This is a genomic window from Rhodococcus sp. A14 (assembly GCF_011603105.1).
GTDB classification, from domain to species: domain Bacteria; phylum Actinomycetota; class Actinomycetes; order Mycobacteriales; family Mycobacteriaceae; genus Rhodococcus_F; species Rhodococcus_F opacus.
In genome coordinates this window covers 31,969-55,594 of sequence record NZ_JAAOQS010000059.1, presented here as the reverse complement: position 1 = coordinate 55,594, position 23,626 = coordinate 31,969, and the positions used below count along the sequence as shown (strand labels likewise).

At 67.5% G+C, this 23,626-nt stretch carries 24 protein-coding genes; 11 read left to right on the top strand and 13 right to left on the bottom strand.

The features are described 5' to 3' along the window. Positions 1 to 130: 130 nt before the first annotated feature. A complete protein-coding gene (locus tag G9373_RS26865; protein ID WP_005258831.1) occupies positions 131 to 325 on the bottom strand; it encodes a hypothetical protein in 195 nt (64 codons plus the stop codon). Then, positions 322 to 2,172, bottom strand: a complete 1,851-nt coding sequence (locus G9373_RS26860; RefSeq protein WP_167117597.1) for a hypothetical protein — start codon at positions 2,170 to 2,172, stop codon at positions 322 to 324. The genes G9373_RS26865 and G9373_RS26860 overlap by 4 nt, the downstream gene beginning before the upstream one ends. 263 nt (positions 2,173 to 2,435) lie before the next feature. Between G9373_RS26860 and G9373_RS26855 the strand changes: the two genes are divergently transcribed. Next, the gene (locus G9373_RS26855; RefSeq protein WP_167117594.1) at positions 2,436 to 2,948 is read left to right on the top strand and encodes a CGNR zinc finger domain-containing protein; all 513 of its coding nucleotides are present in this window, start codon (positions 2,436 to 2,438) and stop codon (positions 2,946 to 2,948) included. Positions 2,949 to 2,958: 10 nt separating this feature from the next. Here the strand turns inward: G9373_RS26855 and G9373_RS26850 are convergent, their stop codons facing one another. The 3 genes from G9373_RS26850 to G9373_RS26840 are packed head-to-tail and all read right to left on the bottom strand — an operon-like array spanning position 2,959 to position 5,041. Then, positions 2,959 to 3,390: a VOC family protein gene (locus G9373_RS26850; RefSeq protein ID WP_120660430.1), complete on the bottom strand. Its 432-nt coding sequence runs from the start codon at positions 3,388 to 3,390 to the stop codon at positions 2,959 to 2,961. Between the two features lie 9 nt (positions 3,391 to 3,399). Continuing rightward, on the bottom strand, positions 3,400 to 3,852 hold the full coding sequence (locus G9373_RS26845; protein WP_167117591.1) for an AraC family transcriptional regulator: 453 nt from the start codon (positions 3,850 to 3,852) through the stop codon (positions 3,400 to 3,402). Between the two features lie 19 nt (positions 3,853 to 3,871). After that, positions 3,872 to 5,041, bottom strand: a complete 1,170-nt coding sequence (locus tag G9373_RS26840; RefSeq protein ID WP_167117587.1) for an LLM class flavin-dependent oxidoreductase — start codon at positions 5,039 to 5,041, stop codon at positions 3,872 to 3,874. A 135-nt stretch (positions 5,042 to 5,176) separates the two neighbouring features. Here G9373_RS26840 and G9373_RS26835 point away from each other — a divergent pair, with 135 nt between their 5' ends. The 3 genes from G9373_RS26835 to G9373_RS26825 all read left to right on the top strand — a co-directional run bounded on the left by G9373_RS26835 (position 5,177) and on the right by G9373_RS26825 (position 8,969). After that, the gene (locus tag G9373_RS26835) at positions 5,177 to 6,502 is read left to right on the top strand and encodes an MFS transporter (protein WP_167117584.1); all 1,326 of its coding nucleotides are present in this window, start codon (positions 5,177 to 5,179) and stop codon (positions 6,500 to 6,502) included. Positions 6,503 to 6,609: 107 nt separating this feature from the next. Further along, on the top strand, positions 6,610 to 7,317 hold the full coding sequence (locus G9373_RS26830) for a TetR/AcrR family transcriptional regulator (RefSeq protein ID WP_025433230.1): 708 nt from the start codon (positions 6,610 to 6,612) through the stop codon (positions 7,315 to 7,317). Then, complete coding sequence (locus G9373_RS26825; RefSeq protein ID WP_005569963.1) at positions 7,314 to 8,969, top strand: FAD-binding dehydrogenase; 1,656 nt, start codon at positions 7,314 to 7,316, stop codon at positions 8,967 to 8,969. The genes G9373_RS26830 and G9373_RS26825 overlap by 4 nt, the downstream gene beginning before the upstream one ends. Positions 8,970 to 9,012: 43 nt before the next feature. On the opposite strand, the gene sfnG is transcribed toward G9373_RS26825, so the two are convergent. Continuing rightward, on the bottom strand, positions 9,013 to 10,128 hold the full coding sequence (sfnG, locus tag G9373_RS26820) for a dimethylsulfone monooxygenase SfnG (protein WP_061698559.1): 1,116 nt from the start codon (positions 10,126 to 10,128) through the stop codon (positions 9,013 to 9,015). 126 nt (positions 10,129 to 10,254) lie between these two features. On the opposite strand from sfnG, the gene G9373_RS26815 reads away from it, so the two are divergent. Beyond that, positions 10,255 to 11,466, top strand: a complete 1,212-nt coding sequence (locus tag G9373_RS26815; protein WP_054246676.1) for an SfnB family sulfur acquisition oxidoreductase — start codon at positions 10,255 to 10,257, stop codon at positions 11,464 to 11,466. Positions 11,467 to 11,526: 60 nt separating this feature from the next. Here G9373_RS26815 and G9373_RS26810 read toward each other — a convergent pair whose 3' ends face one another. Continuing rightward, positions 11,527 to 12,999 (bottom strand): DUF4185 domain-containing protein, encoded by a 1,473-nt coding sequence (locus tag G9373_RS26810; RefSeq protein WP_054246675.1) that lies wholly within the window; start codon positions 12,997 to 12,999, stop codon positions 11,527 to 11,529. Positions 13,000 to 13,483: 484 nt separating this feature from the next. Between G9373_RS26810 and G9373_RS26805 the strand changes: the two genes are divergently transcribed. After that, positions 13,484 to 14,623: a ScbA/BarX family gamma-butyrolactone biosynthesis protein gene (locus tag G9373_RS26805; RefSeq protein WP_240960740.1), complete on the top strand. Its 1,140-nt coding sequence runs from the start codon at positions 13,484 to 13,486 to the stop codon at positions 14,621 to 14,623. 79 nt (positions 14,624 to 14,702) lie between these two features. Further along, positions 14,703 to 15,767, top strand: a complete 1,065-nt coding sequence (locus G9373_RS26795; protein WP_167117581.1) for a GAF domain-containing protein — start codon at positions 14,703 to 14,705, stop codon at positions 15,765 to 15,767. Here G9373_RS26795 and G9373_RS26790 read toward each other — a convergent pair. The 3 genes from G9373_RS26790 to G9373_RS26780 all read right to left on the bottom strand — a co-directional run bounded on the left by G9373_RS26790 (position 15,690) and on the right by G9373_RS26780 (position 18,557). Then, positions 15,690 to 16,766, bottom strand: coding sequence for a VIT1/CCC1 family protein (locus G9373_RS26790; protein ID WP_054246674.1), 1,077 nt, complete (start codon positions 16,764 to 16,766; stop codon positions 15,690 to 15,692). The two genes, G9373_RS26795 and G9373_RS26790, sit on opposite strands and share 78 nt — an antisense overlap. Positions 16,767 to 16,833: 67 nt before the next feature. Then, the gene (locus G9373_RS26785; RefSeq protein ID WP_005569978.1) at positions 16,834 to 17,502 is read right to left on the bottom strand and encodes an ElyC/SanA/YdcF family protein; all 669 of its coding nucleotides are present in this window, start codon (positions 17,500 to 17,502) and stop codon (positions 16,834 to 16,836) included. Positions 17,503 to 17,522: 20 nt separating this feature from the next. Beyond that, entirely contained in the window at positions 17,523 to 18,557 is a 1,035-nt protein-coding gene (locus tag G9373_RS26780) for an ABC transporter permease (RefSeq protein WP_005569980.1), read from the bottom strand. 96 nt (positions 18,558 to 18,653) lie between these two features. Between G9373_RS26780 and G9373_RS26775 the strand changes: the two genes are divergently transcribed. Further along, on the top strand, positions 18,654 to 19,241 hold the full coding sequence (locus G9373_RS26775; protein WP_005258858.1) for a TetR/AcrR family transcriptional regulator: 588 nt from the start codon (positions 18,654 to 18,656) through the stop codon (positions 19,239 to 19,241). A 93-nt stretch (positions 19,242 to 19,334) separates the two neighbouring features. Beyond that, a complete protein-coding gene (locus tag G9373_RS26770; protein ID WP_005258859.1) occupies positions 19,335 to 19,643 on the top strand; it encodes a hypothetical protein in 309 nt (102 codons plus the stop codon). 6 nt (positions 19,644 to 19,649) lie between these two features. On the opposite strand, the gene G9373_RS26765 is transcribed toward G9373_RS26770, so the two are convergent. Beyond that, positions 19,650 to 21,062, bottom strand: a complete 1,413-nt coding sequence (locus tag G9373_RS26765) for an FUSC family protein (protein WP_120660426.1) — start codon at positions 21,060 to 21,062, stop codon at positions 19,650 to 19,652. 66 nt (positions 21,063 to 21,128) lie between these two features. Between G9373_RS26765 and G9373_RS26760 the strand changes: the two genes are divergently transcribed. Next, entirely contained in the window at positions 21,129 to 21,653 is a 525-nt protein-coding gene (locus G9373_RS26760) for a MarR family transcriptional regulator (RefSeq protein ID WP_005258862.1), read from the top strand. A gap of 11 nt (positions 21,654 to 21,664) precedes the next feature. Here G9373_RS26760 and G9373_RS26755 read toward each other — a convergent pair whose 3' ends face one another. Further along, positions 21,665 to 22,723: an SDR family oxidoreductase gene (locus G9373_RS26755; RefSeq protein ID WP_037204440.1), complete on the bottom strand. Its 1,059-nt coding sequence runs from the start codon at positions 22,721 to 22,723 to the stop codon at positions 21,665 to 21,667. Between the two features lie 87 nt (positions 22,724 to 22,810). Here G9373_RS26755 and G9373_RS26750 point away from each other — a divergent pair, with 87 nt between their 5' ends. Further along, entirely contained in the window at positions 22,811 to 23,128 is a 318-nt protein-coding gene (locus G9373_RS26750; protein WP_005251263.1) for a metalloregulator ArsR/SmtB family transcription factor, read from the top strand. A gap of 5 nt (positions 23,129 to 23,133) precedes the next feature. Here the strand turns inward: G9373_RS26750 and G9373_RS26745 are convergent, their stop codons facing one another. After that, positions 23,134 to 23,607 (bottom strand): hypothetical protein, encoded by a 474-nt coding sequence (locus tag G9373_RS26745; protein ID WP_167117578.1) that lies wholly within the window; start codon positions 23,605 to 23,607, stop codon positions 23,134 to 23,136. Positions 23,608 to 23,626 lie beyond the last annotated feature (19 nt).

The following is a 23,626-nucleotide window of genomic DNA, read 5'->3' as shown; positions in this document are numbered from 1 at the left end:
TCGACGAGGTCCGCATCGCGACCGAGACCGGCCTGACCCGGATCGGCTCGAACTACGACCTGTGCCACAGCTTCCTCGACCACACCGGGCTTCCCCTATGATCGGCACTCACTCAATTACCGAAACATCTTTAATTCTCCTCGTCTTTCTCACTCGGGCCGTGTTTCGCACTCTCGGCATTCTCGGCGGCTTCCGCCTTGCGGTCCCGGACCGCCAGGTAGATGACCAGGCCGGCCACCAGGAACGCAGGGACGAACGCGGGAATCGCCAGCAGCACCGAATGATCGGCGAGGAAGACGATGTCCGGGTCGTTCACCGGATTCATGTCACCGTCACGTCCTCACGGGTGCCGGTGGCCGCCTGACCCTGCGTGTACTTGCTGATCCGGCCCGCTCCCCAGGCCAGCGCGGTGATCAGCGCGAGAGTGCACACAAGCACGACCAGCGACGCGGCACCGAACAGCCAGGACGGGTGATCGAAGTTCCGCTCCCGCTGCAGGATCGTGATTTCCGGGACGAAGTCGCGGGTCGAGGACGCGACGGCGGGGAGTTCCTCGGCGCCGATGCCCGGGTCGCTGGGCAGGTAGATCGGGACGGCCGTCATCGTGCGCCCGTCCTGCACGCGCAGCAACGTCTTCCACGTTCCGTGGACCGGCACCGGTTCGTGAGTTCGGTAGGTGCCGGGCCCGGTGCGTTCGAGTCGGTCGACCGTGAATCCGTTGCCCAGTCCGGGGCCACCCTGCCACGACAGAATGGACACCCAGGCGGGATCGTCGCCGGCGAGATCGGGTGGGTCGATGCGCACCTCCGCGTCGACCATCCGGCCGCCGTCCGGCGCGGCCTCCGTGAGAGCGATTGTCGCCGTGGCGTTCTCCGGGACGGTCGCGACGAGTCCGTTGGCGGTGGCACCGGCGATCACCACGACCGTGGCGACGACGATGGTGCGGCTGATCGCGGGACGCGGAAGCCCCTCGGATCGGAGCACCCGCCCGAGCAGGGCGCCGCACGCCCCGGCCGCGATGCCCACGGGCACGGCCATGGCCAGCGCCTCCGGCCACATACTGATGGGCCAGGGGTAGATGTACACGGCGTCGATCCACAGCGACTCGAGCCACAGCCCGACCGTCGCGACGAGGAGTCCGCCGACGGCACCGAAGGCCACCCGATTCTTGATCAGCGGTGTCAGGGCGAGCAGTTCGATCAGTACCGCGGCGCCGAGGCACAGTTCGAACACGTTCGTGGGGGCGCCGAGAACCGGTCCCACCATCAGTGCCGTGATCGCACGCACGACGCCGGCCACCGCCACGGCCACGATCGCCGCGAAGGGTCCGAGAACGATGCGCGCCGCCACCAGGGTGAACGCGGCCGCGCCGGCGATCATCATCGGTTGCAGGACGAGGCGAAACTGTTCGACGCCGAAGTCGTATTCGATCTGGAAGACGGACAGGCCGATGAGCAGGCCACCGAACGTGCCGCACCGCAGGAACCAGATCAGCCTGCTGTCCTGCTTCGTGTCACCGGGGGTGGCCATCCGGCCCTCGTAGTCCAGGAGCAGGACGCCGATCAGCGACAGTCCCGCACCGCCGATCAGCATCAGGTGCGTCGGCCCCCACAGCGTGACGTCCTGACCGAAGATGCGATGCCAGACGTCGTCGAGCGGGAACCCGATGAGGGCGTACAGCCCCGCCCCGGCCACCAGGACCCCGCCGACCGGGACGTACCAGGTGCGGGTGATCTTGATCGCCGCCGGACCGGGTTTCTCGTCGCGCGGCAGGATCATCGCCAGCATTCCCGTGATGAACAGCAGGAAGAGTCCGACGAGGATGAAGTAGTGCGCGGGGTTCGCGAGCGGCCCGTCGTCGCGGCCTCGCCCGATGTGCAGGCTGACGTCCCAGATGAAACCGAAGAACGCCGTCAGGATGGTCCCGACGAACGTCACCAGGGGCAGTGCCACCCACGGGGGCCGGTCGAGCGCGCGCGCCGCCGTGTCGGCGGTCGTCTGCAGCCACGTGATCTTGCGTGTGCGGTGCAGGTACGCGATCCACAGCAGACCCACGGTGATGATCGCCGTCGCCACCGAGATTCCGATGATCTGATCGAACGCCGCACCGCCACCCTCTCCGCCCGATTGGGCAAGGATGGGTGAACTCGGAGTAACAGTAACTTGGCTCACGTGGTGATTATGTGCGCCTCGTGCCGAAAACGCCAGACCCTCGACCCGGCACGCGGAGGTTCGTAGACAAATCTATTCACATCTGCGATCAGACGTAGATATGGCTAGATTCCTCTAGCGAGGCCTCGACCAGCGATAACTGCCACCGCCCGCACGAACAGCCGAGGTACGTGACGACTCCCGTGCTCGTCCGATGCCGAGATACTTCCTGCCAGTCGTGTTCGTGATGTTCACTCATGCACCCAGCGTGATGTAATGGCATTGTGCATCTCAACCCTTACGGCGAATACGCGGTCACCCTCGCCGCCGACCTTGCCAATCACCCGCCCGACTCGACCGGCGAACTCGTCGACCGGTGCGTCGATGCCGGCATCGTCGTCGACTTCCCCGTCACCGACGACGACCTCGCCGACGTGCTCGCGATGCTCGACCGGTGGTCGTCGATCGCGGACACCACCAGCAACGAAGCCCGGGCCGAACAGGTGAACCTCATGCTCACGAAGGCATCCGCCTACCCGCGACTGACCAACCACGCCGGCGACGGCTGGCACCTCCACTACCGCGACGACCAGCAGTCGCTGGCGGGCGTACTCGAGGCGCTCTTCTCGGTCGGCACCGCACTGCATCTCGTCGGCCGCGGCATGCACCGACTCGGCCGCTGCGCACTCGAGGAATGCACCGCCATCTACGCCGACACGTCCCGCAACGGCCGTCAGCGGTACTGCTCACCGAAGTGCGCGAACCGGGACGCCGTGCGACGTCACCGGGCGCGCTGACCCCTATCGCTCAGTGCGGGAAGCCTTCTCCGGTGTACTCACGCTTTTCCACCAGCACCAGCCAGTTGCCGGAGTTGTCCCGCATCACCGCCTCGATGCCGTAAGGACGTTCGGCCGGTGGCTGGGTGAATTCGACACCCTTGGCGACCAGATCCTCGTACGTCTGATGGCAGTCGGTGGTGGTCAGCCCGAATCCGCCCATCGTTCCCGCGGCCAGCGACCGGCGGATCGCCTCCGCCATGTCGGCGTCGAGCGGCGGCCCGGGCTTCATGAGCGTGACCTCGAGTTCCGGGTGGTCGGGGTGCAGGATCGTCACCCACCGGAACCCGTCGCCCATCGTGACGTCGGTGCCCTCGGCGAAACCGAGCGTGTCGATGTAGAACTTCTTCGCGTCGTCCTGGTCGGTGACCCACAGGGTGACGAGAGAAACGTTGGTGATCATGCGACCAACCTATGTCCGGCGCGACGGCCCGCGCTTCTCGGAAATTGCGGCATTTCGATCGCTCAGCCCGTGCATGAACACGTAGCAGCCGGGGATACGCGGCGCCCCGTGCTCGGCGAACTTCGCCTGGTACACCGACGGTGACGTGCCGACCAGCTGACGGAACTTGGCACTGAACGACCCGACGCTGGTGTACCCGACGAGGTGGCAGATCTCGGTGACCGTCAGGTTCGTCGCCCGCAGCAGGTCCTGGGCGCGCTCGACGCGACGCTCCGCGAGATACACGCCCGGAGTCCTGCCGTAGACCGCCGCGAAGCAACGGAGGAAGTGGTACTTCGACACCCCCGCCGTCGCCGCGAGTTCTCCGAGGTCGAGCGGTTGCGCGTAGTCACGGTCGGCGAGGTCGCGGGCACGGCGCAGGTGCGGGAGCAGTTCCCCCGGCACTCGCGCAGTTGCTGCCATGCCCCCAGTCTGGCAGTGGCTACCGACTCGAGGACAGGAACGCCGTCGACCCGGACAGGTCGCCGGGGCGCTGACTGCGCGATTGCACGAGCCCCCGGCGCTCGAGAATCGGCCGGACCCCTTCGCCGAAGTTGAAGGCCTCTTCGAGGTGCGGGTAGCCGGAGAGGACGAAGTGATCGAGCCCGAGCGCCGCGTACTCGGCGATGCGATCGGCGACCTCCTCGTGGGAGCCGACCAGCGCGGTGCCTGCGCCGCCGCGGACCAACCCGACACCGGACCACAGATTGGGGGCCACCTCGAGGGCGCGTGCTCCGGCGTCCTTCGAGTAGGCACTTCCCCCGCCGTGCAGTTCCCGCATACGACGCTGACCTTCGGAACCCGACCGGGCGAGGCTCTGCTGCGCCTGCTCGACCCTCGCCGGGTCGAGGGCGGAGAGCAGGCGGTCGGCCTCGGCCCACGCCTCCTCGGACGTGTCGCGGCTGATCACGTGCAGCCGGATGCCGTAATCGAGCGTGCGGCCCTGGACGTCGGCGAGGTCGCGGATCCAGGCGATCTTCCCGGCGACGGCGCTCGGCGGTTCACCCCAGGTGAGGTAGGTGTCGGCGAACTGGGAGGCCACAGTGCCCGCGGCCGGCGACGACCCGCCGAAGAAGATCGGTGGCACCGGGTCGGGGATGCGCTGCAACTGGGCGTTCTCGACCCGGATGTATTCGCCTGCGTAGTCGACCGGTCCGGTTCCCGCCCACAGCTTCCGGATGACGTCGAGGAACTCGCCGCAGCGGGCGTAGCGCTGGTTCTTGTCGAGGTAGTCGCCGTAGGTGCGCTGCTCGTGGTCCTCACCGCCGGTGACGACGTTGAGCAACAGCCGCCCCTGCGACTGCCACTGGAACGTCGCCGCCATCTGCGCGGCCAGCGTTGGACTGAGCAGACCCGGCCGCAGCGCGACCAGGAACTTCAACGTCTCCGTGGTCTCCAGCATCATGGCCGTGGTGAGCCAGGCGTCTTCGCACCACGCGCCGGTGGGCGTCAGCACCGATTCGAAGCCGTTCGACTCCGCCGCCGCGCCGATCTGATTGAGGTACCGCAGCGTGGCCGGACGGTCTCCTGCCATGGAACTCCCGTGACCACCCGCCATCAGGTTGCGGGAATCACCGTAGGTGGGAAGGAACCAGTGGAAATGCAGAGACACGCGCGATCCTCTTGTCGACGACAGATGGGCAGCGCTGGACAGTTCATCAACGACGAAGCCGTAGCGCGAGGGTTTCGATCACCGTGATTCGGAATCGTGCCCGACCGCAGCGAGCAGGGTTACGGTCGCCGCGCTATGACTACGCTGTCCGACGCCCCGTACACATCCTCGACCGAAACCGACCTCGAGCGGCGCGAGCGGCTCCGCACCGTCGTCGCCGCCAGCCTCCTGGGGACGACAGTCGAGTGGTACGACTTCTTCCTCTACGCGACGGCTGCCAGCCTGGTGTTCAACCAGCTGTTCTTCCCCGATCAGAGTTCGTTCGTCGGCACCATGCTGGCGTTCGCCACGTTCGCGGTCGGTTTCGTGGTCCGGCCGATCGGCGGAGTCGTCTTCGGCCACATCGGCGACCGCATCGGACGCAAGAAGACGCTCGCGCTCACCATGTTCATCATGGGCATCGCCACCGCTCTGATGGGTGTGCTGCCCACGGCTGCGCAGGTCGGGGTGGTCGCGCCGATCCTGCTGCTCCTCCTGCGCATACTGCAGGGGTTCGCACTGGGCGGTGAATGGGCGGGCGCCGTGCTGCTCGCCGTCGAACACAGTCCCGCGAAGAAGCGCGGCATCTTCGGCAGCATCCCCCAGATCGGTCTGGCGCTGGGCCTGGCCCTGGGCACCGGCGTCTTCGCCGCGTTGCAGGTGATCTTCGACGACGCCCAGTTCCTCTCCTACGGGTGGCGGATCGCCTTCCTGCTGAGCCTGATTCTCGTGTTCGTCGGATTCATGGTGCGGCTGAAGGTCGAGGAGACTCCGGCGTTCCAGGAGGTACACGACCTCTCGAAGCGCTCCTCCGCTCCACTGAAGGACGTGTTTCGCGGCCGGGTGCGCCGGGGCACCGTCCTCGGCCTGCTCTCTCGCTGGGGTGAGCGCGCCGCGTTCAACACCTGGGGCGTCTTCGCGATCACGTACGCCACCAAGAATCTGGAGTTGGCGAAGATTCCCGTGCTCCTGGTCGTCACGATCACCGCGACGGTCATGGCCGTGCTCCTGCCGTTCTCCGGGCTGCTGGTCGACCGATACGGTGCCAAGAGGATCTACCTCGTCGGGATCGGGGCCTACGGGCTCGCGGTCTTCCCCGCATTCGGGTTGTTCGGCACGGAGAATCTCATCCTGTTCGGTGTGGCGATGGTGCTCGTGTTCGGCGTCGTCCATGCGCTGTTCTACGGGGCGCAGGGGACGCTGTACGCAAGCCTGTATCCCACCGAGATCCGCTACACCGGCCTGTCCGTGGTGTACCAGTTCTCCGGGATCTACGCCTCCGGCGTCACGCCGATGATTCTCACGGCCCTGATCGCGGCCGGCGGCGGAACTCCCTGGCTGGCCTGCGGATACCTCGTCGCCACCTCGGTCGTCAGCGTCGTGGCCACGGCCCTCATCCGAAAGCAGGACCTCTACCTCTGAGACCGCAGAACTCTCCGAACGGGCTCTGACAGCCGAGTTCGATACACTGGTGTATCCGATACGCTAGTGTATCGACGGCTGCTGTCGACCCGATCGGAGGAGTGCCCATGCCGACGTCACCGGCGCGCTCCTCCGAGCCTGCCACCGACACACCCCGCCGGGTCACGAAACGGCGAGGCCAGACGCGTCGGCGTCTGCTCGACGCCGCGGTCGAGGTGTTCGCGGAGAACGGCTTCGGACGGTCGACGGTCGAGCAGATCTGCGAACGCGGTGGTTACACCCGCGGCGCCTTCTACTCCAACTTCGCATCGCTGGACGAGATGTTCTTCGCCATGTGGGAACAGCGCTCCAGCGCGATGCTCGCACAGATCCGGCTGGCCGCCGACTCGTCCAGCATCGACCTCTCGGGGCTCACGCCTGCCGAAAAACTGCGCGCCGGTACCGAACTGGTGCTCGGAGTCGTCCCCGTCGACGACCAGTGGTACCGGATCAACGCGGAATTCACCGCCCACGCCCTGCGCAACCCGTCGCTGAAGAAGGCCCTCGCAGCACGTGAGGACACGATTCTGGAGACCATCGTGCCGATCCTCGAGAAGGCGCTGCACCGGCTCGGGCGCCGCGTCGTCGGCGATCCCCGGGTGCTCGGCCGCGCGCTCGTCGCCCTGCACGACGGCACGAGCGTCCAGTGCCTCATCGAAGACGACGACGCGTCCGCCCGGGAACTGCGTCTCGAACTGTTCACCCACGTCGTGGCCGCGTACACCGAACCCGACACCACCCACACCCACACACACCGGAAAGAGGGGTCCTCGTGACCGAACAGGCTGATGTGATCGTCGTCGGCGCCGGATTGGCCGGACTCGTCGCCACCTACGAGATGGTCAAGGCCGGCCGGAAGGTGCTCGTCGTCGACCAGGAGAGTTCGGCGAATCTCGGCGGGCAGGCCTTCTGGTCGCTCGGCGGCCTGTTCCTCGTCGACAGCCCCGAACAGCGGCGCCTCGGCATCAAGGACTCGTACGAACTGGCGATCCAGGACTGGATGGGCACTGCGGCATTCGATCGCGCCCGCGAAGATCAGTGGCCGCGGCTGTGGGCCCAGGCGTACGTCGAGTTCGCGGCAGGCGAGAAGCGGCACTACCTCCACGACCTCGGGCTGCGGTTGATGCCGAACGTCGGGTGGGCCGAACGCGGACGCGGATCCGCACTCGGACAGGGCAATTCCGTCCCGCGCTTCCACATCACCTGGGGCACCGGACCGGGGGTCGTCGAAGTCTTCCTCACGCGCGTGATGGCCGCGTCGAAGCGGGGCCTCGTCACGTTCAAGCATCGTCACCAGGTCGACGAGATCGTCGTCACCGACGGCGCCGCCACCGGCGTGCGCGGCACAATCCTGGAACCGTCCACCGAAGCACGCGGTGTGAAAAGTTCGCGGACCGCGGTCGGGGAGTTCGAATTCTCCGCGCAGGCCGTCGTCGTCACGTCCGGCGGCATCGGCGGCAATCCCGAACTGGTCAAGAAGAACTGGCCCGCGCGCCTCGGCAAGGCTCCCGAGAACATGCTCGCCGGCGTCCCCGCGCACGTCGACGGCCGCATGCTCGAGATCACCGAGAACGCTGGCGGCAACATCGTGAACCGCGACCGGATGTGGCACTACACCGAGGGCATCCAGAACTGGGACCCGATCTGGCCGAACCACGGCATCCGCATCATCCCCGGACCGTCGTCGATGTGGTTCGACGGCAACGGCAAACGCCTGCCCAGCCCGAACTTCCCCGGTTTCGACACCATGGGAACCCTCGACCACATCATGAACAGCGGCCACCACCACACGTGGTTCGTCCTCGACCAGAAGATCATCGAGAAGGAGTTCGCGCTGTCGGGCTCCGAGCAGAACCCCGACATCACCGGCCGCGATTTCAAACTGCTCGCCGAACGCCTGAAGAAGGGCGCACCCGGTCCTGTCGAGGCGTTCAAACAGCACGGTGCGGACTTCGTCGTCCGCGACAATCTCCGTGACCTCGTCGACGGCATGAATGCCCTCACCCCGGAGGCACCGCTGAAGTACGAGGACCTCGAACGCGAAATCGTGGCCCGCGACCGGGAGGTGAAGAACAGCTACACCAAGGATTTCCAGGTCATGGCGATCCGCAACGCACGGAACCTGCTGGCCGACAAGATCACCCGCGTCGTGAGCCCCCACGAGTTGCTCGATCCCAAGAACGGTCCGCTGATCGCGGTCCGGTTGCACCTGCTCACCCGCAAGACCCTCGGCGGGCTCGAGACCAACCTCGACTCGCAGGTGATCAGGCCCGACGGCACACCGTTCGAGGGTCTCTACGCCGCCGGTGAGGTCGCCGGATTCGGTGGTGGCGGCGTCCACGGTTACAGCGCGCTCGAGGGCACCTTCCTCGGCGGCTGCATCTTCTCCGGCCGGGCCGCGGGTCGCGCGCTGGCCCGGCACCTGTAGGCGGCTCCGCCGCCCGTGCGTGGTTGACGAGTCCCTGGACTCGCTAACCGCTCACGGGCGCGAGCCTCTCGGAAGCCTCGAGTTCGCGGACCAGCGGCAGGACGTTGGCGCCGAAGTACTCGATCTCCTCCTGGAAGTGCAGGAAGCCGCCCAGGATGAGGTCGACTCCGCGGCGGCGGTATTCGACGATGCGCTCGGCGATCTGCTCCGGCGTCCCGATCAGCTGGGAGCGGAATCCGTCGTTGTACTGGACGAGATCCTCGAACGTGGAGTCGGCCCACATCCCCGACTTGTCGGCGGTGGACGCGCCGGCCTGCTGGACGGCGGACCTGAATCCCTCGACCGCGGGCTTGTTCGCCTTCTCGATGATTTCGCGGAGGGTGTCGCGTGCTTCCTTCTCGGTGTCGCGGGCGATGATGAATCCGTTGAGCCCGAACTTCACTTCCCGGTTGTGCTCGCGGGCCACCTGTCGCACGTCGACGATCTGCTCGGTGACGCCGTCGTAGTCCTTGCCGTTGCTGAAGTACCAGTCGGAGTACCGGCCCGCGTTCTGCCGTGCGGCGGCGGAGTTGCCACCCTGGAACAGTTCGGGGTTCGGACGGTCGGGCGTGTTCAGCGGCTTCGGCTCGAGGGTGAAGTCGTGGATGCGGTAGAAGTCGCCACGGAAGTCGACGTCGTCCTCGGTCCAGATCTTGCGGAGCACCTGCAGGAACTCGGCGCTGCGCCGGTACCGCTCGTCGTGCTCGAGCCACGGCTCCCCGAGGTGGGTGAACTCGTCCTTGAACCAGCCGCTCACGACGTTGACGGCGAACCGGCCGTTCGACAGGTGGTCGGCGGTGGCCCCCAGCTTCGCCAGGACCGCGGGCTGCCACAGACCCGGGTGGACGGCAGCGATGACCTTCAACCGTTCGGTGGCCAGCAGCAGTGCGAGGCTGAAGCTGGTCGACTCGTGCTGGAACTCGGCCCCGTAGCTGGCCTCGTACCGGACCTGGCTGAGCGCGTACTCGAAACCGTTGTTCTCGGCGGTCTGGGCGAGCTTCTTGTTGTACTCGTAATCCCAGCTGGTCCGCTGTTCGATGTCGGACGTGACGAGCCCGCCACTGACGTTGGGCACCCAGTAGGCGAACTTGATCTGCTCAGCGATGTGTTCGGTTGACATACCCAGCATGCAACCCGCCCGTGCAGCCCACGCCCACCCTTCCAATCACTGCGCGCACAACCCTTCACCCGGCTCGCGAGTCCGTGTGAGGTTCGACGCCATGACCGCCGTACCGGGAGATCAGGCATGACCGCCGTTCAGAACGCCCACCGCATCAGTGACGAGGCCGAAGCCCTCGCCGTCGCCGCCGATCTCGCGGCACAATTCGCCGAGGAGGCGGCAGCTCGCGATGCCGGTCGGCAACTTCCCTACGAACAGGTGGGCGCTCTCGCCGCGTCCGGACTGCTCGCACTCGGTGTTCCCCGCGAGCACGGTGGCGTCGACGCGCGGACCGAAACCCTCGCCGAAGTCTTCCGTCTCCTGGCCGAGGGCGATCCGAGCATCGCGCAGATCCCGCACAGCCACTACACGTTCCTCGAGGTGCTGCGTCACCAGGGCACGCCGGCGCAGCAGGAATTCTTCTATTCCGAGGTGCTCGCGGGGCGCCGGTTCGCCAACGCCCAGAGCGAGCGCGGAACGAAGACGATCGACATCGACGCCACGACGCTCACCGAGCAGGGTGGTGACTTCGTCGTCGACGGTCGCAAGTTCTACAGCACGGGCGCACTGTTCGCCGACTGGATCGCGGTCCGGGCCACCCTTCCGGGGACGACGACGCCGGCAGGGAAACCCACCAAGGCCATCGCCTACCTGCCGAGCACCGCTGCCGGGCTGTCGATCGTCGACGACTGGGACGGCATGGGGCAGAAGACCACGGCGAGCGGAACCGTCACGCTGGACGCAGTCCGGGTGCCCGCGTTCCACGTCGTGCCGTTCTCTCCCATCTTCGACGCACCCACCACGTACGGGTCGCAGGCCCAGATCCTGCACGCCGCGATCGACGCCGGGATCGCCGCAGCAGCCCTGAACGAGGGCGTGCGAACTGCACGTCAGGCAAGGCCCTATTTCGAGGCGGGCGTCACCGACGCCGTCGACGATCCCCTGCTGATCCAACTGGCCGGTGAGGCGTCGGTCAGCGTCCGGTCCGCGACGGCACTCCTCCGGGAGGGTGCGCGCAGCATCGACGCAGCCCGGCGCGACCTGAACGAGCAGGCTGCCGCGGTCGCCTCGATCGACGCCGCCGCAGCCAAGGTCGCCGCCGCCCGTGCGTCACTCGAGGCGTCGAGCGTGCTGTTCGAACTGGGCGGCACCCGCAGTGCGTCGGAAACGTCCAATCTGTCCCGGTACTGGCGCGACGCCCGCACCCACACCCTGCACGACCCCACTCGGTGGAAGATCCAGCACATCGGCCGGTGGACACTGTCGGGCACCGTCCCGCCCCGTCACGGCCTGCTGTAGGCGGCTCCGCCACCCGTGAGCGGTTAGCGAGTCCCTGGACTCGTCAACCGCGCACGGGCGCTAGCCGCCTAAATCCGCCTTCATGAGGAAGACGTTGTAGTCGGACCAGGTCGACATGGTGAAGTACAGATCGTCGCCGCTCGACCACGGGTGGATGAAGCCGCCGTACAGTTCCGGGTACTCGACGGCGCTGACCATCGGCGCCCCGTCGGACCAGACGCCCTGCGGCGAGTCGGACTCACGGAGAACGATGGCCGCCTTGGACGTGTCGAGGTACGCCATCTGCCACTTGCCGGTGGCCTCCTCGTAGCGCACGGACAGTTCGGCGGCGGGGGCGTCCACGATCGGCGTCGCCTCCGTGTAACCACCGACGGGCGTCCAGTTGCCGTTCTGCCAGTACTGGTACGCGGACGTGTTCAGCAGATCGGCGGCCGGGACGCGGGCCAGGCCGATGGCGCCGAGCCTCGTGTTGGGGGTGCCGAACATGTACACGAAGTCGCCGGCCGGGACCATCGACGCGACCTGGAACTTGGTGACCCCGAAGATGTTGTCCCACTTCGCGTACGGGTCCTTGGTCCACGTCGATCCACCGTCGTCCGAGTAGGCGATGCCGCCGTAGTTCGTCCACCACGTGGCGGGGATGCTGTTCCAGGTGCGGATCGACATGTAGCTCATGTACTGCCGGTTCCCGACGGCGAAACCCGAGGTCGGGATGGTGGTGATCTCGATGTTGTCGAGTTTGCGGCTGTCGAGCAGTTCCGCCGCGTGGCACCGGCTGTCCTGGACCATGCTGTCGAGGCTCATGCCGTCGGACAGGTTGCGGTCGGAGCTGAACCCGAGGACGTTGCTGCGCCAGTCGCCGCCCTGGCCACCGGGCGGCTGGAATCCCTTGCCGACCGTGTCGCCGAACGCGACGGCGATCTGGTCGGGGGCGCTCTCCCACATGATGCCGAGGTCGGTGCCGTTGACCTGGTAACGCTTGTCGGTGCGGCTGACCGAACCGGACCCGGTCACCTTGGCCACGCGGGTCACGTCGCCGATCTTCGGGGTTGCCGGGGCCGCGCTGCGCGGCGCCTCCTCGGTCGCGGGGTGCACGAGGGGCGGCGGCGGGGGCAACTGGATGTCGGCGCCCGGGACGGGAATACCGAAGTGGAAGGGTGTGAACTTCACGCTGACGTCCGGGATGTTCAGCACGCTCGACAGGTTTCCCGGGGCCTGGTCGGTCTCGTCCGTGAGGTCGGGGCACGGATCGGTGCACGTGTCGGCGGGCAACGCCTGCGAGACGCGGACGGGCTCCGTGACGGGAGCGGGATACGGCACCGTCGTGATCTTCGGGTACGGGATCGGGATCTCGAGCTTCTCCGGTATCAGTGAGTGCGTCTCGTTCGACACCTCGCTTGCGCAGGGACCGCTGCCGGGTATGCCGTTGGATACCGGTTCGGGTTCCGCGACGGCAGCGTTCTGGTTCGAATAGGCGATCATGCCCGAGCCGATCGCCACTGCCGCGACCGACGCGACCCACCTCTTCGACATCCCCGACCCCTCCGTCAACTCCGGCCACTCCCGGCGAGGGGAACATAGCATCGGCCTTCTACGCTCGCCGGTTACCACACGCCATACCTGGCAGTAACATTTCTGTCCCGATCCGGAACCGGGGCTGTGACTCCTGCCACGCGACAGCGGAAGTTACTCGTACGCGGAGTCACCGATACCGCAGGTCAACGATTTTCGACTGTCGCGTTCGCCTGCCGAACACCGTCACGGGATCGGTGAACACAGGATTACATCTGTTGACGCTCCGGATCGCCCGGTATTCACTGATCGTGCGCATCCACCGGGATCCCCGGCCCGCGACGAGACCCCGAGCTCCTCGCCCTCTGCGCTGCGGGCTCGCCCGCGTTCTTCCGATCCAGCGCGAACCACCGTTCTGCCCGGGTCCCGCATTCCACTGATCACCGCCGTCGTCGTCCGGCGGCATCGACCCGTGCGAATTCCGCTGCCAACGAAAGGAATCGACATGACCGCCGTCCTGGAACCGGCCCTGTCCTATTCGTCGTCCATCCCCCGCGCGCACGTGCACCACGCCGCGATCTGCGAGGTCTTCCTCACCGACATCATCTGCGAGAGCTACCCACGATTCCGTCTCGGCGTGCAGCTCCCCAGGGTCCACAGCTACTACAGCGATCACAATGTCGTTGTACGACAGTATGATCCGCTGCTTCTGCTCGAAACGTTCCGGCAGGCGTCCATCCTGATCTCGCATCGGCACGTCGACGCTCCGCTCGACGCCAAGTTCGTGTTCAACGCCGGAGCGCTCGAGGTCGTCGACCTCGACGCCGTGAGAGTGGGCCCCGCACCCGCCGCGGGGGTTCTGGATGCCACGATCACCGCCGAGAAGAGGCGGGGCGCCGACATCGTCGGAATCACCCTCGCGATGACACTCGCGCTGGACGGATCTGCCGCGGCCACCATGAGCATGACCATCCAGTGGATGCCCGGCGACGCGTGGGACCGCCTCCGGCAGAGGGGTCGAGCACCGCTGCAGCTCGATCCCGCCCGTCCGCATCCGTTGCACGAGCGGGTCGAGCCTCGGGAGGTGGCTCGACATTCGTTCGACAACGTGGTGCTGAGCCGGATCGGGGTCGACGGCGACACCGTGCGCAGCCAGGTGCTGGTCGATCAGGCCCACCCGGGCCTGTTCGATCACCCGCTCGACCACGTACCGGGCGCACTGATCTTCGAGGCGATGCGTCAGACCGCCCTCGTCGCCGCGCACGAATTGTTCGGCCTGTTGTCGCCACGAATGCTCGTGCTCGTGGGATGCGACGCCGTCTTCGAGAGCTTCGGTGAGCTGGAGTTGCCGACAGATTGCGCGGCCGTCGCGGAGGCGGAAATCTGCGCCCGCCAGGTCGTTCCTGTCCGTCACTCTCGCGCAGGAGGGCCGGCAGATCGCACACGGCCGGGTCACCCTGCAACGAGTGAGCGCCTCGACTGCCGCCCTCGATCGGATCGTCCGATGACGACGCAGGTCCTGCGCGAGGCCGGGCTGATCACACAGGTCGACCGCGGCAATTCGCGGATGGCTCAGCTGCGCAGATCCGACATCGACTCCCGCTTCCCCGGACTCCTGGACGCCGTCGCGACCGCACCGGCCTGAACGCCGTCGCGGCGACCGTCTCGCCGAGCATCCGGATCACCGCCGTGGGATGATCGGGCGCCATGAGGGGGCAGTACCAGTGGAACAACGGGGACGCGGCGACGGCTGGATTCTGGTCGAAATCCTGGGGGACGCACCGACGGTGATCGCCGAGGGCATCAAGCAACGGCAGTGCCGGCCACTCGGCAACGTCTACCGCGGCAGAATGCTGGCGCTGGTGGCGGGCGCCATCGACACGGTGAAGTCGTCGGGACAGCTGGTGCAGGTGACACTCGGCGAGCCGGTCGGCGATATCGATTTCGTCATGGCGAAACCGGTACTCGGTCCGGGTGGGGACGTCCTCGCGGTGCAGATCTTCACCGGTCGTGCGGACTGTCCGGTGCCACCGCCGCACCGGGCAGCGGGATGGGAATGGAACCTGTCCGTGTCGGCGGGTCCGCGACGCACTCGATGGACCCGTGAGTTCCGGAATCTGTACGGAGTCGCGGACACCCGGCCGGAACACGGCTATTTCGGTCTCGCCGACCTGTATCGGAGGGTGCCGCGGATCTCCGACATCGCGGTGCTGATGGAACGCGTCGACAACGCGCGGGACGGCGAATTCCTGTCCGGCGAACTCATCGCCCGCCACGACGACGGAACGCTGCGCCTCGTCCGGTTCGTGCGCCGCGCCGTCGAGACACCCGAGGGGGTGGTGTTGCGGGGCGTCGATCACGACGTCACGCACAAGACCGACGTCGGCGAACTGGCGATCCGGGTGATGGATTCGGACGTCGCGTCGACCGTGCACGCGGTCGCCGGGGTTCATGCGGCACTGGTCGATTCACAGCACGGGTACGCCATCAAATGGATCACGGCACCGCTGGCGGGTCTGTCTGCGGCGGCGGAGGGCGGGCAGATCGGGCTGCTGCACGGCGACGACCTCGCGGCGGTGCGGCAACGGATCCCGGCGCGTCTTCCCGGAGTCGCCCGCGTCGCCCTGTCGGACGGGTCCTGGTCCCGGCACACGGTGCGCACGTTTGCCGTCCCCGGCTACGGTTCCACACCCGTGGTGATGATGACGCTCTCAGGCGCCTGTCCCGAACAGCATGCCCAGCAGGTAGGTGGCGGCGGCTGCGCCGTACCCGATTGCCAGCTGGCGTAACGCGCGCTTGACCGGGGGTCCACCCGACAGCAACCCCACCACCAGACCGGTCCCGAGCAACGCGACGCCGACCAGCGCAGCAGCGACCACGAGCGCGGCGGTGCCTTCCATGCCGAAGAGGTACGGCAGCACGGGGATCACCGCACCGGACGCGAAGAAGCAGAAACTCGCGGCAGCCGCACCGAGCCCGGTGCCGATGGCCTCGTGCTCGTCGGCGGTTTCCGTACCCGAGACGGGCTCGGGCTGAACGGCTCTCCGCAGCACGTCGGCCGCGCGTTTCTCGGCGTCCTGCGCGGGCATGCCCCGCGCGCGGTACACGAGTGCGAGTTCGTTCGCGTCGACGTCGAGGAGCGGCACCGCCTCACGGGCGCCCTGCCCCGGCGCCGACGCCTCGAGCAGTTCACGCTGCGACCGCACGGACACGTACTCGCCCGCGCCCATCGACAACGCGCCCGCGAGCAGACCTGCGAGCCCGGTCAGCAGGACGATGTGATTGTCGACGCCGCTACCGCTGATGCCGAGGACGAGGGCGAGATTGCTGACCAGGCCGTCGTTGGCACCGAACACGGCGGCACGAAACGTGCCGGACAGACGATTTCGCCCGCGCGCCGCGAGCGCCCGCACCACCTCTTCGTGGATGCGCTCGTCCGCGCCCATGGCGTCGGTGGCGTCGACGTCCGTCGGGTACGGCGACCGGGTCTCCGCGCGCTGCGCGAGGGCCAGCACGAACACCGATCCGAACCGCCGGGCCAGCACACCGAGGATGCGTGTGCGGACGTCACCGCGTACGGGCTTGCCGACGTGTTCGCCGAGCAGCTCGCGCCAGTGCGCCTCGTGCCGTCCCTCGGCGTCGGCGAGCGCCAGCAGAATCTCGCGTTCCTCGCCGGTCCGACGTTTCGCGAGGTCGCGGTAGACGGCCGCCTCGGCGCGTTCGTCGGCGAGGTAGCGACGCCATTTCCGGATTTCACGCGGACCGGGATCCGGTCGTGCACCAACCATCGTCCGCCTCCCGATCGTCGACGGGAGAAGCCTACCGACGCACCCTCCCCTCCGCGGCGGTTCGGGATCAGTCCTCGGCGGCGAGCGCCTTCCCGAGTGAGTCCTCCGGCTCGGAGACCACCACGGGATCGCGCCCGGACAGCAGGTCGAGGACGGCCTTCGGCCGGGCCAGTGATTCGCGCACGGTGTTCCTGGCCATCGTGATCGGGCGGCATTCGCATCCGGCGTTGACACCGGCGACGTCGATCCCGGCACCGCGGCACAGCGCGACCGCACGGGGGACGTGGAAACCCTGAGTGACGATCAGCGCCTTGGTCACGCCGTACGTCTGGACGGCGCGAGCGCACGTGTCGTAGGTGTCGAGCCCGTACCGATCGCCGACGATCTTGCTGCGGTCGATGCCCTTCTCCACCAGGTATTCCGTCATCGCCGCGATCTCGTCGCCGGATCTGCCTGCGCCGTCGCCGGAGACGAGGACTGCCCGCGCACGGCCGTCCTGCACGAGACGGACGGCGACGTCGAGGCGCCCGGCCAGGTACTCCCGGGGTTTGCCGTCGCGCACCTGCGCACCGAGGACGATGACCACCGGTGCTTCGGGTGCGTCGTCGATGTCGTAGACGTGGCCGGAGGCCTCGCGCGATATCCACACCGTCGACGCCGCGACGACGAGGACCGCGAGCGCGCCGAGGCCCGCTCCGATGCCGACCAGTCGGCGGACGATCCGTCGTTCCCCCATGCCGCCATCAAACCACAGCGTCAGGCGACGGCCGGTTCTTCCCCGGCGCGCCGCTCACGCAGTCCGGATACCAGGCACAGGCCGAGCCCGAACAGAATCCAGCAGGTCAGCACGAGCACTGCCGCACCGGCTCCGTGTCCGTCAAAGAACGCCGTCGACCGCACCATGGTTCCCGCCGCTCCGGGTGGCAGCAGCTGACCGAATGCGCCCCACCCCGACGGCAGCCACGCCGCGGACGTCGCCAGGCCGGACAGCGGATTGGCGAAGAAGATCATCGTCACCGCGCCGAGCGCGAACCCCGCTGTGCCCAACACCGATTCGAGCCCGAGAACGGTCAGCGAGATGGCGGCGATGCCGAGCACGACGGCGCCGGTGGTCGTCCAGTAGTTGCCGTCGACGCTTCCGAGACCGAACTGCAGGATTGCCGTCAGCACCACCCCGGCGCTCACGGCGAACAGCACCGCCCCGGCCACCCGCCGACCGACACTGCGCGGAAACAGCCGCACGAGCGCGAGCGCGGGGATCATGCCGCCGAAGACCAGGGGAAGCGCCAAGGCGCCGAGACCGACGCCGGCGGGGTCGTCGGCCGTCAGCGGAACGACGTCCTCGACCGGAACGGTGTGTCCCGCAGTCTTGCTCATGCCCGCCGCGATACCGTTCATCGTCTGCGCGATGGGTGCCCCGCCGGCGCCCGCGGACAGGACCTTCATGCCGTCCGGTGTCGCGACGATTCCGCCGACCACCTCCCGGTGTTCGATCGCCGTCCGGACCGCACCGGCGTCGGGAAAGCGCTCGGTGACGAACGCGCCGGGGTGCCCCGCGGCGAGCGCGGAGTCGATCCGGGTGACGGCCGCGTCGGGTCCGGCGACGCCCAGCCGGAGGTCGTGCGGGCCGCTGTTGACGGCGGGCAACGCGAACGCCAGCAGCATCAGCGCGATCACCGCGGTGAGTCCCAGCACGACAGCGGCCAGTTTCGCAGGATCGGACGGGCCGTGCGCCGACCGCCCGGTCGGCTCCGTGCGCGGCGCGAGTGTCCCGGTATCCGAAGTGCTCATCGGACTCCCCTTCAAACTAAGTGGAGGAAATTTCTCCGTTACTTGTGGAGAATATTCCTCCGGTTATGCTGGGTTGTCAACGGAAGAGGTGGAATCGTGCGGGCAGACGCGCTGGAACGACGCAACACGCTGATCAAGGCTGCCCGCGCGGTGTTCGCCGATCGCGGGCACGACGCACCCCTCGACGCCATCGCCGCGAAGGCCGGCGTCGGAATCGCCACTCTCTACCGGAACTTCCCGAGCCGGGACGAACTCGCCCACGCCGTTGCCCGGACGACGCTCGCCGAAGTCCGCGAACTCGCCGTCCGAGGACTGGCCGAATGCACGGACGACCCGGAGGGGGCGTGGCGACGGTTCGTCGACGCAGTGGTCGAACTGCGCATGGGAGCACTGGTTCCCGCGCTGGTCAACAGCCTCGACGAGCTACCATCCGACGTCCGCGAGTCGAGGGAGCGCACGAAGTCGACGGTCACCGACTTCATTCGCCGGCTCCAGGACGTCGGGCTGGTCCGCGAGGACGTCGTGCCGCTCGAGATCATCATGGGGATCGCCATGCTCACCCGGCCCCACGTGCTGATGTTCGACGGCACGACAGCAAATCTCGTTCCGCGGCTGATCACGGTGTTCCTCGCCGGGTTGCGCCCGGACGGGGCTCCGCTGCCGCCGCCGATCCTCCCGAAGTAAACTGTGACGCATATGCAGCCAGGGGGGCCTCGAGAACATCCATGGAATCACCCGCGTGCGGGTGACGATCAGCCGCCGCTGAACGGCTGGGACGTGGCCGTGTCGGCGGCCGCACTCGTCGTCGCGGTCGCCGTCGCCAGCATCTCCGCGGTCGCGGGGCTGTTCTGGCTGCTGTTCCTGGACTACTGCCCGCCCGAGACGTGCAGCGCCGAGAACGCGTGGATCGCGGTGTGCGTGGCGCTCGCGGTCGCCGCACTCGCGACCGTGATCGGCGGCCTGGTCACGATCGCACGCATCGCGCGGCGCACGATCGCGTGGCCGGTGGCGTGCGGAACCCTGATCCTCTGCGCGGGCGCGTGCGCCATCGGATTCGCCGGTTACGTCTCCGCGACGGGGATCTGAGCCGACTCAGTTCACGTGTTGGTGGTCGGTCCGGCTGATCGCGACAGCCGAGACGATCACCCCGACCACCACACCGATGAGCGTGTCGACGATGCGGCTCACCGCGATGTCCGGGGCGACCGCCGAGCCGAGGCCCGTGAGCAGCAGAGCCATGGGTGTGATGGCGACGGACGCGAACGCGTAGTTCTTGATGACCACCAGTTCGGTCACGGTCTGCAGCACCACGATGACCACGACGGATTGCCAGTACCCCATCGCTGCGGCGATCAGCCCGGCGGCGAGGACGGCGCCTGCCACGTTTCCGACGAGGCGTTGAATTCCCCGCTGCACGGTCTGACTGAAATTGAAACCCTGCATCGCGGCCATCGCACCCATCGACGCCCACAGCGGGTGCTCCAATCCCAGTGCCACACAGATCCATCCGGCCAGCGCGGCCGCAGCGGCGATACGGGCCGCGTTGACGATCCCTTCTCGCGACCGCAACGCCTGGAGACCGTCCGCGAAGAAGCCGCCTGGCTTCGGGAGTACCGCGATCTCGGCTCCGAACGCCGAAAGGTCGCTGCGGCGCTTCACCTTACGCAGTTCGGACTCGTGATCGACGAGCGCGCGCAGGGTGTCGCGGTCACGTTCGTGCGCCCACCGATCGACGACCGTGTCCGCTTCGGCGAGAAGCGCGAACAATTGGTGGGAGTGCCCGTCCCGGCCCCGCCCGCTGTGTGCGATCACGTCACGCGCGTTGTCGATGGCCTTGCGTGCGGCCGCGATCGCGGAGACGTCGTGTGCATGCTCCAGTTCCGCGGTCGCGGCGAGTGCCCGCGCCACCGCCAGCCGGGCGGGACCGAGGGGAACGAACAGGCAGGGCGTCATGGCGGCGAGCCAGCCCACGACGACACCGATCGCCACGGCCACGACGGCCGGTCCGAGATCGGAGAGCCGGGTCGCGTGCCCGACCGCCGCGGTGGCCGCGAAGACCAGGATGACCGGCCCGGGACCGGCGATGCGGAACGCCGCCAGCAGCCACGCGGCGACCCCCGACGCCACGGACATGACCGCTATCTGCAGCCAGAGTGACAGCCCCGCTGCACCGAGGAGCGCTCCCCCGGCGACGAAGGCGATGAGCGCGACACCGACGAGACCCGCCTTGCGGGCGAGCCGCGGGTACGGCTCGTATCGGCCGAACGCGGCGGTCAGCGCACCGAGTGCCGCGAAACCCGCGAGGTTGCCGTGCCCGAGCAGGCCACCGATGACCAGTACCAGGGCCGTCGCCGCACCCACCCGCAGTGCAGGAGCGATGGTGGCATCGGCGTTCCGGACCTCGAACGCACGACGCCACGTCGACGGCGCCACCGAATAGGCCAAGGCCCCACGGGAGTGATGGAGCCGGCTGAGGTCGGGTGCGTATCGAGGGGAAGCCTGCATGACCTCAGCGTACCGTATACTTCACTAGTAAAATAGTTCTGAATTAATGTGAAGTTGGTCGCTACGATGGATTTCATGAGCACTGCCCCACGTCCGGATGAGGACTTCACCGATCGCGTTCGACGCGAATGGGCCGAGACCCATCCCGAAGTGGACACGTCACCGATCGAAGTAATGGGTCGCATCACCCGGATCGGATCCCAGGCCCTGCAGCAACTCGACCGCGCCCTGGACGCGAGCGGGGTCTCGCGCGCCGAGTTCGACGTCCTGTGTGTACTCGCCCGCAGCGATCGGCCACTGCGAGCCAGCGAGGTCACCGCCGTGACGATGCTCAGCGGCGCATCCACCACCAAACACGTCGACCGCCTGGCCCGGCTGGGACTCGTGGAACGGCTACCCTTCGAACGCGACGGGCGCGTCGTATTGCTCCATCTGACCGAGTCCGGGCGGAAACTCGTCGACACCGAGTTCCCGCAGCGTGTCGAACGGGACCGGCAATTCCTCGCCGGACTCGACGAGGACGAATGCGCCGTCCTGGCCGGACTGCTCCGGCGGATCGCCGCCAACGTCGAATCCGGGATTCGCCGGTAGTCCCCTCCCCCTCAGGGGATGATCTTCCGGGCTCGAAGGTCGCGGAAGATGTCGAGGAACATCCGCTCGGTCTCGACGTGACGGTGGAAACCCAGCCGGCGCGCCTTGGAACCGTCGGCGATGACGTCGTAGTCCCAGCCGAAGACGAAATCGCCGAATGCCCACGACGAGACGTCCGAGTACGGCGTGGGCTCCAGTCCGTGTTTCGCGACGAGATCGTTCCACACCGGCTCCTTGTCGGCCATGACGACCTCCATCGACATCGGCAGCGGTGGTGCGACATCCAGCTCGAAGAAATTCGCGATCTTCGGCAGCATCTCGTCCCAGCGGAACAGATCCCCGTTGTTGATGTTGAACGCCTGATTCGCGCACTCGGGGGTGGTCGCGGCCCAGACGGTCGCCTCCGCCAGCAGTCCGGCGTCGGTCATCTCGATCAGACTCGTGTACGCGCCCGGCTTACCCGGAAACCGCAGCGGCACTCCGAGTTCCTTCGACATCGTGGCGTAGACGGCAATCACCAGTGCGAGATTCATCGGATTGCCGAGAGCGAATCCGCACACGACCGAGGGGCGGATCGCGGACCACGTCCAGCGCTTGCCGCGCTGACGGTCTTCGAGGAACTGTTGCTGGTCCACGTTGAACTCGGGCGGCATGTGCGGCGGGTCGCTCTCGCGCGCCGGCGTCTTGAACGGTCCGAGGTGGGCGCCGTAGACCTTGTAGCCCTGCATCAGGCTGATGTGCTCGAGCCCGGCAGCCACGGGTTCGAGCGCGTTCACCGTGTTGACGAGCATCGCGACGTTGGGCGCGACGAGCTCCGCCCACGACGGACGGTCCTGGTAGGCGGCGTAGAAGATGTGGGTCACGTCGCGCAGTTCACCCAGCTTGTCGGCGGCGTCGCGCTCGTCGAGCAGATCGACCGCGATGTGCCGCACCCTGCCGGTGTCGGGTCCGCCCCGTCGCGACAGCCCGATGATCTCCCACTCCCCGGTCGCCTCGAGGTGGTCGATCAGATTGCCGCCGATCACCCCGCGCGCACCGACGACCACTGCCACTCTGCGTTTCGCCATCACTCACCCCTATCGACATATCGCGAAGTTGCGATATACCGAGTCAAGCACACATATCGTAAAATCGCGATATAGCGGTACGATAAGTCTGTGAGTGAGCTTCCGGACGCGACCGACCTGGCCCTGGTCTTCAAAGCGCTGTCGAACCCGACCCGCGTGCGCATCCTGCAGTGGCTGAAGGACCCCGACAGCTTTCCCCCGCAGCTCGAACCCGCCGACGAGGTGGGCGTGTGCCTGAAGCACATTCAGGCGAGGGCCGAGGTCTCCCAGTCGACGGCCTCGCAGTACATGGCCGCCCTACAGAGCGCCGGACTGGTCACCAGCCATCGGATCGGCCAGTGGACCCACTACCGCCGCAACGAGGACCGGATCGCCCGGCTGGCCGATCACATCCGCACCGAACTCTGAACGAATCAGGGCATCTCGACGGTTTCGGCGCGCGCGATCTCGTCGAGAGCCCGGCGGACGTAACCGTCGGCGGGAACCTCCGCCGCACTCAGCAGATCGGCGATGACCAGGATCGCGGCCTCCACGGCACGCTCCGGTTTGCGCGGGTTCTCCTCGACATCGGCCACGCCGAGTGCACCGGTCAGCACGGTCACCAGCGAATCGACATCGACGACCGGAAACCAGAGTGCCGCCGCCCGCGCGCAGCGGGAGAGAACGTCCTGCACGTCCTCGCCCGTCAGACCGTCCGGATGCAGCGTCTCGAGCAATTCCCGGACCACCCCCGCCAGCACCGCACCGACCTGCTCCGCGGGCAGGGCCGCCAGTTCCTCCGTCGCCTCGGTCAGCGCCGACGCGTCCGACGCGCGCCCCGCGACGATGGCGGCGTCGAGCGTTTCGGCGATGTCACGCGCGACAGCAGGCCAATGAGTGGGCCACATCCGGTAGATCCTCTTCTCG